At 40.0% G+C, this 13,102-nt stretch carries 9 protein-coding genes; 1 reads left to right on the plus strand and 8 read right to left on the minus strand.

From position 1 onward, the window contains the following. Positions 1–158 precede the first annotated feature (158 nt). On the minus strand, positions 159–815 hold the full coding sequence (gene fsa, locus DWX23_RS05670) for a fructose-6-phosphate aldolase (protein ID WP_122355514.1): 657 nt from the start codon (positions 813–815) through the stop codon (positions 159–161). Between the two features lie 547 nt (positions 816–1,362). Here fsa and DWX23_RS05675 point away from each other — a divergent pair. Beyond that, on the plus strand, positions 1,363–1,890 hold the full coding sequence (locus DWX23_RS05675; RefSeq protein ID WP_122373751.1) for an RNA polymerase sigma-70 factor: 528 nt from the start codon (positions 1,363–1,365) through the stop codon (positions 1,888–1,890). A 2-nt stretch (positions 1,891–1,892) separates the two neighbouring features. On the opposite strand, the gene DWX23_RS05680 is transcribed toward DWX23_RS05675, so the two are convergent. From DWX23_RS05680 to DWX23_RS05710, 7 genes are all read right to left on the minus strand, one after another. After that, entirely contained in the window at positions 1,893–3,383 is a 1,491-nt protein-coding gene (locus DWX23_RS05680; RefSeq protein ID WP_122373752.1) for a hypothetical protein, read from the minus strand. A 9-nt stretch (positions 3,384–3,392) separates the two neighbouring features. Next, positions 3,393–5,147: a DUF4838 domain-containing protein gene (locus DWX23_RS05685; RefSeq protein ID WP_233587522.1), complete on the minus strand. Its 1,755-nt coding sequence runs from the start codon at positions 5,145–5,147 to the stop codon at positions 3,393–3,395. Between the two features lie 153 nt (positions 5,148–5,300). Further along, complete coding sequence (locus DWX23_RS05690; protein ID WP_122373754.1) at positions 5,301–6,503, minus strand: peroxiredoxin; 1,203 nt, start codon at positions 6,501–6,503, stop codon at positions 5,301–5,303. A gap of 338 nt (positions 6,504–6,841) precedes the next feature. Further along, positions 6,842–7,012: a hypothetical protein gene (locus DWX23_RS25115; protein WP_229801023.1), complete on the minus strand. Its 171-nt coding sequence runs from the start codon at positions 7,010–7,012 to the stop codon at positions 6,842–6,844. Between the two features lie 102 nt (positions 7,013–7,114). Beyond that, complete coding sequence (locus tag DWX23_RS05700; RefSeq protein WP_122373755.1) at positions 7,115–7,984, minus strand: hypothetical protein; 870 nt, start codon at positions 7,982–7,984, stop codon at positions 7,115–7,117. Positions 7,985–8,070: 86 nt separating this feature from the next. After that, on the minus strand, positions 8,071–9,735 hold the full coding sequence (locus DWX23_RS05705) for a RagB/SusD family nutrient uptake outer membrane protein (protein WP_122373756.1): 1,665 nt from the start codon (positions 9,733–9,735) through the stop codon (positions 8,071–8,073). Between the two features lie 13 nt (positions 9,736–9,748). Beyond that, a complete protein-coding gene (locus DWX23_RS05710) occupies positions 9,749–13,039 on the minus strand; it encodes a TonB-dependent receptor (protein WP_122373757.1) in 3,291 nt (1,096 codons plus the stop codon). Positions 13,040–13,102 lie beyond the last annotated feature (63 nt).

Raw genomic sequence — 13,102 nt, forward strand, 5'->3', positions numbered from 1 at the left:
TAATGCCATCCCGGTGACGTTTCATTACCACCGGGGTCGCATTCCAATATCATCCCGGTGATATACCAGACAGGTACTATATGTTTTCAAATGTTAACAGTGACAAACTTTTTTCTGCCCCCTATAAAATAAAGAAAATATTATTTGTCATTAGCGGCCTATCCATTCACCTTTTTATAATCGGCCAAGAAGGTTGCCAGTCCGCTATCGGTAAGCGGGTGTTTCAACAAACCTTTTATTGCAGACAACGGACAAGTCGCTACATCGGCTCCGGCTTCAATGCACTGGATAATATGCTGTGTACTGCGAATGGAAGCGGCAAGCACTTCGGTCTCATACCCATAATAAGTATACATCTCTACGATTTTTCTCACCAATTCAATCCCGTCGCTCGAAATATCATCCAAACGTCCTACAAATGGTGAAACGTAGGTGGCTCCTGCTTTTGCAGCCAAAAGAGCCTGACCACGCGAAAAGACCAGCGTACAATTAGTACGGATTCCCTCATCGGAAAAATGTTTGATCGCTTTGATCCCGGCTTCTATACAAGGGACTTTCACCACGATATGCGGATTCAGGGCAGCCAGTTCCTCCCCTTCTTTTATCATTCCCTCATAATCGGTCGATATCACCTCAGCACTTACATCCCCATCCACGATCTCGCAGATCTTCAAATAATGTGCCCGCTGATTTTCTACTCCTTTTATCCCCTCTTTAGCCATCAGGGACGGATTGGTCGTAACACCATCCAATACACCTAAATCATTCGCTTCCCGAATCTGATCCAGGTTCGCCGTGTCGATAAAAAATTTCATTGTTTTATGTATTTTAATGTCTCTATTAAAATAACATATTCACCTACAGATAGTTTATTTTCAGGTAAGTTATTCACGACATTTGTGAATGTTAAAAACAAGCAACGCTTAAGAAGTATACAGTACAGTAACGTAAACCCACAATATAATTAGTAATCTATTTAAAATACAGAAACTTATGGATAAAAAAAAGAGAAGGATTAAAAAACAAAATATCTTAGTCCTATAAGAACTATTGCACCTGCAAATGCAAATATAATCTATTTTTGAAACAATAAGTTAAATTCAGGGAATTATTCTATAACATTTTTACCGCTCTGTTAATTATTCTATAAAGTATAAGGCATTCTTTATTTCCTACAAAATCGACTATCTCACGAGTTGGTTAATAATCAGAAGTATACAAATAAAAAATTGCAATAGTTCTTATAGGACTATTATGCAAACCAAGAAGTATTGATATTTCCACTGAGAATTAATACTACAAAATAGAGATGATCGATAATACTATAATTAATACTTGCTTACTAGATATTAAGAACTGGTTATGTTAATAACAGACGGACAAGCATTCGAAAAATTATTCCGGGAACATTACTTGCTATTATGCAATTACGCAGGTAAATACATTATAGATAGCCAAGTGAGGGAAGATATCGTTCAGGTGTTTTTCATCTCTATTTGGGAGAAAAAACACCTGAACGTAACCCAAGAAACTTTTTTACCATATGCTTACCGTTCAATAAAAAACAGTTGTATCAATTACTACAAATCGGAAATCATTAAAGATGATTTCATAACAACTCTCTCTGAAGAATGGAAAGACCAGCTCAATGAAGAAGAGGATTTTATCTATCAAAAAGAAGTACAACAAGCCTTACAAAAGTTACCCGAAAAGTGCCGTAAAGTATTCTTGCTCAAATGTGTGACAGGATTAAGGTATAAAGAAATATCAGAAATATCTAATATATCAGTAAACACTGTCAAATACCACCTTGGAGAAGCATTCCGGATCATGCGGGAAGAGTTGAAAGACTTGAAGTGGATTCTATTCCTCATCCATTTACAATTATAAAATCAGGGAGCAAGCATAAACAAAGCGCCACTACCACCCCATAATTCAACCTCGAAATAAGTAATATTATCCTCTTTACCGATAGCCTTCAGCTTTTCCCTTTTTCCTGTTTGAGGGTTAATCCAAAAGCACTGTGTTGCATTGGCCTCTGGAAGATCGATGCCAAAATTAATTTTTTGAGTTAAAGCATCTGCATTTTCCTTCACTTTAGATGCATACCCATTAGTTAACATAAAGAATGCATTTCCTTTATTTGCAAAGAAGTTCGGATCTCCTTGTTCCTCTTCAGGAATAACATCGAAAAAACCCACATATACATCGCCACCAGCTTCCGGTTCAACAACAATCCTTCCAGATACCTTTTTTAAATAAGAAGAAGGATTTAATGCCGACACATAAGCCGGAGCTCCTTCTGTATATTTGTCTGTACCTGCCACATAACGGATATCAGTCGTTTTCAAACGAACCAGATAATCACCAATATACAGACTTTCCCGATTACATTGATTCACCCAATCCATGTACCTGGTCGGTTGTCCGGGCATACCGTTTTCCAACAATAAAGACCAATTGGTCGGCGCTGTTTGTCCTCCATAGCCATCTCCTTGTAAAAAGCGGAACCAATTCAACCATTTTCCACCAAAAGTCCATGTCATGTAATAATATAAACGCAATTGCGACTCTGTTAACTTATAAGTTCCTTCATTAACAAAACCTTGTGTATACTGTCCGAATGCCAGATAATCCTTTTTATCACCATTCCATCCTCCCAAAGCCAAATCGCGGTACTCATACAGATGGGCAGCCATATCTCTTGCCCCAATATAATTATCCGAATCCCACGTATGGAAATAATACCAATCATACGTGATCAAGTCCGGTTTAGCTACCTGAATATACGTACACATATCCGCTCTACTCCATTGACCAGCATATTGATTATTATGAAGTAATGCATCCGGATACAGTCTTCGGGCAACATCATACCAAGCTTTCAGGATTTTCACATTTTCAAACTTATACGCTTCTTCATCCCCAAAGCAGATCGTAGTCAAATTATCCAGGTATTTCAATTGATCTTCCGACAAAAATCCATTTTTCTTTTCATAATCTGTCGGCTCTTTTTTCAGTTGGTCGGCATGAGGAGCTTTCGCCATCGCCCATTGGCTATCAGGAAACTCTTCAAAATAAGATGTATTGATCAAAGGTGGTCCATAAAAAGTAGGCCCGGTGAATCCCGTCAACTTCCAATCCGGGATCGACAGGTTATAGGCTGGCTGTCCGGCCTTCCCTCCCAATTCATAATTATCGGTAGCCACCCAACACTGCAACTGCAATCCATGTTTGATCAACATACGGTTTGCCCGGTATAATTCAGGTTCTACCACATCTATTTCCGGCTCATCCGTTCCCGGCTCCTTTTTGTCCAGACCATTATCGTCCGAACAAGAGAGTAAAAACAATACAGCTAATAACATCCAATGTGTCTTCATGACAAATTATTATTTTTGATTAAAACTGCTATATCCTTTCAACATATACTTCCAGACACCATTCACCCAGCTTTCGACACGACGTTTTTCAAGGTCACTTTTAGCCGACTTTTGAGCCTTCTCGATTGTTAGGCGCAAATCGTCCATCACGTCTGGTGTTCCCAAATATCTCCAGGCAATCTCTTCCGTTTGATGAAATTGGGCCTCTTCCGTTTGAATGTTTTCCGGATAGTTCTTCGGATCACTATAGACCGATTCGATCTTCGTATAAAACGCCTTCATGGATTTGGAAGCTTGGCCAAAATAGTTGTCAAAGAACTCGTCCATTAACAGATCAATATCCAATGCCGGATCATCCATCAAGCGCATGGTAATGTAAAAATCCAACTGTTCGCCTGTTCCGCAGAAGAAAACCCCTTTCACCCGATCGGCTGCATACATCCGGATCTGTTCACCTGATTTATGAATATTGAAACCAGGGAACACATTAAAATTACTGATGATCCCTCTTTCTGTCGGGAAGCAGAGATAATTCCATAAAAATACATCACGTCCAGATTTCTTACTCTCTTCAATCCAAGCCTTATAAAATTTCATTTCATTTCTTTCCATCCCCGGGACCCAATAGTTTCTAGGATGTAGGCAAGGAACTACTGCAATATTATCTTCCAGTTGAATATCTTTCGGCAAATAGGCATACACATGATAGGCCAACGCAGTGAGCTTTTTGTCGCCCATAATCTTCTCTTTCTTCACTTCCTTGGCCACGTTGTTTATGAAATTCCATATATAATGGGTGGCCGTGCCACAATTGAAATGCGAACCAATGATATTCGCTTTGTCTAGAGCAAGCTGCATCTGACATTCCTCGCAAGTACACCAATTCGCATTATCCAGCGGGACAATAGCAAAATAGTCACCTAAGGCAATCTGTTCGGCAAAGGTCTTACCCTCTCTAAAATACCGAACAGCATCTTCGGCTACCTGCCGGATAAACCCCGGATTGGTATAGCAAAACTGCCGTTCCGAAGCTCCTCCGTTCCTTCCCTTGGCAAAATATTCCGGATGATAAGATTCAAACAATTCCGGTCTTTTCGGATTCTTTCGCAGAAAACGATCTTGATAGCCGGTAAAGGCATGATTGGCAGCCCATTTACGTCCTCCCATACGTAGGCGGCGGATAAACAGCTGCTGCATATCACCGGTGGCTCCCATATACTGCTCTTTAACGATCGGCCATTCAAATGTGTAGGTCCCATGACGATACTTGATAGCCGGAGCACGTCGTATCTGTTGACAAGCGACTTTAATCTTTCGAGCCTCTGGTATAAAAACATTTTCCGGACTTGGTCCGAAAAAACGAACACCTAAAAAGCGTTCAATAAAATCATATACAGCATAACAAGTACCCTGTGCATCATAAATAGAAGGTAGGGGAACCATCAATCCATTTACTGAATCATCACCTGTCACAAGACCATAATCCAACACTGGCCTATCCTTTTCCGGACTAATACCATTATTGTCGCGTCCTTTATTCCGTTCTGCTTCCGACTGAAAATCCTCATCTTGTCCCATCAACACAATACGTTCCGGAGTCACATCAATCAGATATTCCTGTTCGCCAAACGGCTTGTCCGCCAATTGCATAGCCTCGGTATACCGGCTACGACCAACAAAGATTCCTTTTGAACCGACAGGAATCCGCGAAGTAATCTCCGGCTTAAAACCAGTCGTCTTCCAAATAAAATACTGCAATTCCACAGCTGCCAAACAAACTGTGTTTGTCGATGAATCGCTTGTAACAATATATGCACCTTCAAGTAAAAACGACTTTTTTGCTTGTAAAAAACCAGAACAAAGAAGTCCACAACACAAAATCAAACAGCTTAAAACTTTCTTCTTCATACAAATCCTTTATAATGTTTTGTTTAAATATTTTTCCAACAACTTTTCTACCTCTTCGGATTGCGGGTCCAAAGCCAGGATTTTACCCGTCGGATTGATCAACAAACGCCTGCCGGCACTCAACACACCATATTTTGTCCAAACTCCGACCTGATCATTCAAATCAAACAGATTGATCCAAGGGTATCCATCTTTCTCAATCGCCCTTCGCATGGCCTCCGTATCATTCACCTCCCGAGCCACGCCTACAACCGTGAATCCCCGATTTTTATACCTTTCATATACGGGTTTCATATCTTTGGAATAGGAACGGCAGGGTCCGCACCAGGAAGCCCACAAGTCTAACAGTGCATACTTTCCTTTTATCAAATCCGACAAGCGATACTGATTCCCATTTAAATCAGGAGCGACAAAATCAACAAAAGAAGCTCCTTCCTTCACATCCAAACTACCCAACATATCTTTTATCTCTTTCTGATAAGGATGATCGGTATATTTCTCCTTATACACCGTTTCATAGATTTCTTTTAAAACCGGTATGTTCGGATCAGACGGGAAAGATAAAAACGGTCCGATATTCTTCAACAACAACCATTTATAAAGGCAGAATCCGGTAAATGTCGGATGCGTACGGACATACTCAAACAATCGTTCCCTCTCCGGATTCTGGCTGAAAAAAATCTCCCCTTCCAACTGCTTGGCAGCTTCCGACAACTCCTTATATTCTTCCGAGAGGTAGTACAATCCATCTGCTTTCATTTGTTTGCGTTTGGTAAACAATTTTACCGCTATGGAACTATCAGCAACCAATTGCAGCTCCTTGTTAAAAGGTAAATCCGTACGGATTTGTGAAATCAGTTCTTCCTCATCCCGCGACAATTCTACAAATAGTTTCCCTTTCTCTGAAATAAACTCAACACGTCGGCGACGGTTACCCTCATCAAACTTACCGTACAATTGATACAGACGATTGACACTGTCGCGAAATGTATATTCGAATTTTCCTCCGACAACCGGTATCGACACCACCGGAACAGCCTCCTCCCTTTTCTCCGCTTCTATCAATGCCAAGCTACTACACTCCGACCACCCTTTCACTTCTCCTTCCAGCATACACTCAAAAGGCACTGTTTGTTTCGAGCGATCTGAGCAAGCCACCATACCACTAAAAAACAGAACTAACAAAACGCATTGATAAACACCTTTATTCATAACCTTCTTATTTCAATTTAAATAATGAATCAACAAAAAGGATTCCCCTCTTCAGCCACCAAGTCAAATTTTTCCCGTAACCGTTTTATTCGATTTCCGGACGATCGCTACCTCCACCATTGCCTATACGTAAAGTATGCTCATATTCAATCACACGCGGAGCTTTCAATAATGTGAAAGAGCTTTTCGCAACTCGGCTGAAGGGCTCATGCTGACTGAAATCTCATGTTTCTCGGAATTAAACTTCTCTGTAGAACTATTCCATAGCCCCGTTACGCTCGGAGTATACTAGCAAACTCCGGTCAATACGCTAGTGCCGTTTTGTAACATTTCGCGGATTATACGATCATCTGGTTGATAATGGATAATAAAGTATCATACTTTATTTCCGATCCTTCCTCTACAATCCGTTTCGCGATGTCTTCGTTGCGTGATGTTTTCCCTACGGTGATACTTCTGTCGTATAATCGTTCTCTATGTCTTGGGTTAGCAGGTTCAAATTCAACCATACCTTCCAGAATTTTGTGAATGCACTTATGGTATTATAATCTAAGGCACAGTAACAATGCTATGCCGGGTTTTAACAAAGTAATTACTAGCAAACCATCTTTTCAATTGATAAGTATTTTTCGAGTTTTAATATTTTTCTCATCCAAATATAACTTCAACACATATATACCTTTAGGGAGATTATTAAAGTTTAAAACTCCGTCTTTTAATTCAACCATGCCTTTTCGCATTAAAGAGCCTCTTGCTTGGTCATACAATTCATATTTCAGTGGAGAAGAATGCATCACTTCTTGATCGACATCCAGAATAAACATATTGGAAGAGGTTCGGGATACTTGAATTTCGTCAGCCTGAGGTATTCCTACTATACTTACATTATTTCTTAAACTTAATATCCAAACTTCCGATTGTACATTAGCAACAATGTACTCATAGGAGGAAGTATTCTTTTTAGTTGTAAATACTAATTTTTCGGTTCCTTGCCCTGACACGATCTCCAAACCATCAGACACAAGCCAAGTTATAGACACTTTGTCTCGTGGGAAATTGACTATTTCAACCGTTTCTTCCTTTCCATAAGGTAAAATTGTACTATTACTTGTCAGATACGGATCAGATATTTCAAAACTTTTTGAGATCACCACTGAACCACCGATCCGGGCATTAATCGTACATGTTCCTGCCTTCAGGAAGTGACCTTTGATTATAGAATGAACAGGATCCTCTTGCATGGTATGAAAATCACCATACCATTGATCCGGTTTAGGCAAAAAATACCCTGGACCTTTTTTATTTCGCAATTTTATCTCACAATAATCCAATGTACTAATGTGTGAAGGGAATTCAATATTATTATGAGTTAAAACGATTTCCAAATCGTCTTCATAGCCATAATATTGTGCATTGACAGTCTGCGCCATAAAGAGCAGGAAATAGGATAAGACTGGGAGTATTAATTTCATAGCTTTCATGTTTTTTTAAGTTTAAATTATTAGAATTGATAGGAGTGTATCAAAACTCCACAAACGGAATTTTGATACACTACCTTGAAATTTATTTACCACCCTGTCGGCTGTTCAATATTCGGATTAGCCGTTTCCTCTGCTTGAGGGATAGGCCATGCATTGTATTTCGGGAATGTGCAAGCACGGTTTTCTACCTGAACATACGCATTGGTTGTCGGATTCCAAGCACCCAAAGCCGGTCCATTCATGGTTTCATTACCAATGCTCCAACGACGAATATCGAAGTAGCGTTTTCCTTCAAATGCAAGTTCTACACGACGTTCGCGACGATACAGTTCACGTACTTTTTCTTGAGTATTATAAACTGCTTTGTTCATATTCGGCATACCAGCGCGGTTACGAATCATGTTGATGTATTTTTCAACATCCGGATTCTGCCAATCACCTGTTTCTACCAAACACTCTACATAGCTCAATAATACTTCAGCATAACGATACAACGGGAAATACAAGCTACCGCTACCGCTGGCTCTGTCTTGTTCGTCCAAGAACTTCTTAACCCAGTAACCGGTACGAGAAGCCCCCACTTTACCTACTTGGTCAGCACCACCATCTTTGAACGGCTCATATACGTAATTTTGGAAAGAGGTATTATCACCTGGTACCACTACTGTTGCTTTCAGACGCGGATCGCGTGTTACCTCTAATGGGTTCTTTTCCAATTTTTCCCGTTCAGCAGCAGGCAGGTCTTTCAAAGCGACACCATCTGCTGTTTCATATTCATCTACTAACGACCTCAAAACACTGGCAGCCCCCTGTCCGCTCAAGCTCTGCGGAGCATTACGGAACCAAGCTTCCGAACAACCACTGCTTATATACATGATACGTTCTTTATTATCCTGACCTTTATAACGAAACATATCACGATAGTGCTTGCCCGGATCATCATCCGTTTCTTCGCTGTAATACAAAGAAAAATTATTATCCGGATTATCAATAATCGCCTTAGCGGCCGCCTTGGCTACATCATAGCGTTTAAACTGCAAATTCACATCCATTTTCAACACCAATGCGTATGCTTTACACATACGATCGCGACGGTCTCTATCCCACACAAACGGGAAAACTTTCCCCTCCGGATCCTGAATAGCAATCACCGCATCCAATTCGTTATTGATAAAGTCTAAACATTCATCAATCGTATTGCGGCCTTTATAAATTTCATCACCATTCAACACTTTATCCTGAATTGGAATACCATCATTCATTCCATAATACATCAACAACTGGATATGATACCAAACACGCCAAACACGGACATCGGCAATCATTCTCTCCCGTTCTTTTTCATCTACAAAATAGGCGGCGTCCACATGTTCCAAGAAACGGTTGCAACGACGAATACGCAAATAGTATTGTGTCCACAAATCATTCATATACCCACCCGTAGTGGTAGTAGCCGAACCATTTCCCAAGTTGGCAATTTCACCCTTGAAGTTACCCGACCAATACATATTGTCGGTAGCCCCTTCCAAGTGAACCAATGAGAAGTAGGGAGCATCGTAATGATAGGTACCTCGTGGCCAATATTTACATTGTCCAAATGCTGCATTACACTCATTAACCGTACCCCAAAAATCGTCATCGGTAATTGCAGTCGGATGGTCGCGTGTCAAGAAATCTTCGCATCCGCAAAACAACATGGATGCAGAAAGTAAGGTCAAAACCTTTTTACTGAAAATATTTTTTAATTCCATGATACAATCTAGCTTAGAAATTCAAATTAACACCAAAAGAGTAGGTCTTCACCAACGGATAAGAAGCCAACTGACCTCTACTTTCCGGATCTACCAGGTCACTCTTAGTAAATGTAAACGGATTCTGCGCATTTACATACAAACGAACACTGGAAATACCCAATTTCTTCAATCCGAGTTGATCGAATGTATATCCTAGCTGGATATATTTTACACGGCAATAACCGGCATCAAAGAACCAGAAATCAGACTGATGTCCGTTATTTCCATACGTTGCATTCGGAGCCAAACGCGGATAACGTGCATCGGTATTGGTCGGTGTCCAATAGTCTTTTTGTGCTGCCAATGGAACCAAACCATCTCCCGTTATATCCAGACCGAATGAATAAGGAGCCGAATAGTAAGCATCTACCCCAGTTACCCCTTGGAACAGAACTTCCAAACTCCATTTTTTCCAATCTAATGAAATATTGGCAAAGTAGTTCAACGACGGTTGTTCGTCTCCACGAATCACACGGTCGTCAGCTGTAATCTCTCCATCCTTATTTTGGTCTATGTAATGGATATCACCAGGCTGCTGACCGTCCCAAATAACAACTCCTTCTTTAGGAATCCACTTACCATCTGCATTTTTCGTAAAATCGCTTTCTTGTAACAAACCGGCAGTTGGATAAACCAGATAACTATTCAAAGCATATCCTTCTTGATGAATAGTAGTATTATTATCATTATAATACGGTCCGCCAAACAATTCTTCGATTTCATTCTCGTTGTGGCTTAAACCACCATGAATATTAAATCCGAAATCTTTAGTCAACTGCTTACCATAATTCAAGTCAATTTCCCAACCTCTATTTCTCAATTGGCCGGAGTTCAAGAAAACTTTTTGAGTTCCACCAATGAAAGAGATAGGAGGTTCAAGAATCAAGTCTTTGGTCAGTTTGTTATAATAGTCAATCGTAATATCCAAATCTTTGAACAAACGGATGTCCGCACCCACATTGAACATCTGAATCGTTTCCCAAGTCAGGTTCGGATTACCGAATACCGTTTCATTACCATTACCCGCATCAATCAGGTTTTGATATTTATATAGCTTATCAATATTTTCATTACCCAATGTACCAAATGACCCTCTAACCTTGAAATTATTCACAAACTTCAGATTATTCTTTATAAAGTTTTCTTCATGCAAATTCCATCCCAAACCGACAGAAGGGAATACTCCAAATTTGTGGCCTTTACCAAAACGTGAAGAACCATCACGACGTACAGTACCTTCAATCAGATAACGGTCGTTGAATGTATAATTGGCTTTCAGAAACATAGATACCATTGACCATTGATCCCAGTCACCTTTATTGGTCAGCTCTTGGTTGTAACCTCCAATCGCAAACAAACGGTGTTTGTCCTTTTCTAACGTATATTCAGCCGTACCGCCAATGTAATAATAACTGGTTCGATCTTTACCTGCCTCATTAATAGCACTCCAGGTCTGCAAAAATCCATCCGTTTCGTAATCAAAGAAATTGTAAGCACGTCTTTTTCTATTATTTGCCGTACTACTGATACGATAAGAATACTGTCCTCGTAAAATTAACTTAGGAAGCACTTCCCAACGAGGAGCCAAGTTAATACTGATATTATCTTCCAACGCTTTGTATTCGCCACCACGATCCAACATAGCAGCTGGGTTACGTTGTTCCGGACGATTACCATAGTAAACGATATCGTTACCTTCTTTCATCGGATATCTACCCATGGTTGTTGGTGGAGTTGTATAAGAATACCGAATAATTTCTGACGTATAAGCTCCATCCCTATACATCGGCTCATATTTGTTCGTACGATATGAATTGAAGTCCATATCCACAGACAAATTATCCATCAGGTTGACAGTCGTATTGGCACGGATATTCAAACGGTCAAACTTGGATTTTTCAACTAATCCTTCGTTATTCAAATAATTTACAGTTAAAGCGAAACGCGCTAGGTTACTACCACCAGAAAGACCTACTGAATGACTATGGATTAACCCATTGTTAAAAATAAAGTCCATCCAGTCCGTATTCGGATACTTGATCGGATCTATTTGGTTGCGGGTTGCATTAATTGCTTCCTGCGAATAAGTCGGATCTCCACCAATATTTTGGTTAGCTACATTCGACATTTCCATATAAGTCGCAGCATCGACCATTTCTGGAAGATAAGTAGCTTGTTGAACACCAACATACCCATTATAAGATACGCTTACCTTCCCTGGCATACCACGTTTGGTTTTTACAACAATCACACCATTAGCAGCACGAGCTCCATAAATAGCAGACGCGGCAGCATCTTTCAATATGGTAACGCTTTCAATCGTATTCGGATCTAGCTGGTTCATATCCATCGGAATACCATCCACCAATACCAACGGGTCGTTGTTGGTCAACAAAGAGGAGATACCACGAATCTTGATAACAGCAGCATCGGCACCCGGTAGACCGGAACTTTGCGATACATTCAAACCGGTGATACCTCCCTGTAAAGATTGTGACAAAGAAGTGATAGGTTTAGTTGCCATATTCTTCGTAACATCCAATGTAGATACAGCAGAAACAGAGTTCATTCTCTTTTCCGACGAGAAACCAGTTACGATGATTTCATCAATTTCTTCAGAATCCGAACTCATAGATACCGTTAAGTTACTTATGGCACGAGAAACAACATGTTCAAAATCTTTAAAACCAATATATTTGAATACCAATATATCACCTCGCTTGGCTTTGATACTGAAATATCCATTGACATCAGTCACCGTACCTATGGTTGTCCCTTTGATCATGACATTCACTCCTGCTAATGGAACCGGTGGTTCTATATTTTCTACAACCTGCCCCTGGATAGTCCATTCACGATCGTCAGCAACACTGTTTGTAACGGTCGATTCCGCCTTAGTCGTTTTTGCAATTGCAATATAATCATCTATCTGTTTAAACGTGTATCCATCTCCAAGCACTACACGCAAAGCTTCCCGTATATCCGTCGTTTTAATATTGACGGTTATCTGCTGTTTCTCTACAATGACATCATTACTATAAGCTATTTTAATGCCTGTTTGCTTTGAAATTGCATCCAAAACCTGTTCCAGGGATGCATTGTTATAAGAAAGTGTCAGACTATAGTTTTGTTCAAATACTGACTCTGAAGCATATAAGTCCAGTGCTCCCCCAGTAAGGGTACCACATAACGAAACTATAAAAATCGACCTTTTTAAGAGTTTTTGGGTATTAGATAAAAGACCTATACCTGTTTTTTCCATAAATTTGTGATTTACAAGTTAGAAATTATTATACTATTGTTTTTAATTTGTTGTATGGAGGTA

Source organism: Parabacteroides sp. AF18-52 (assembly GCF_003479145.1).
In the GTDB taxonomy this organism is placed as follows: Bacteria; Bacteroidota; Bacteroidia; order Bacteroidales; family Tannerellaceae; genus Parabacteroides; species Parabacteroides faecis.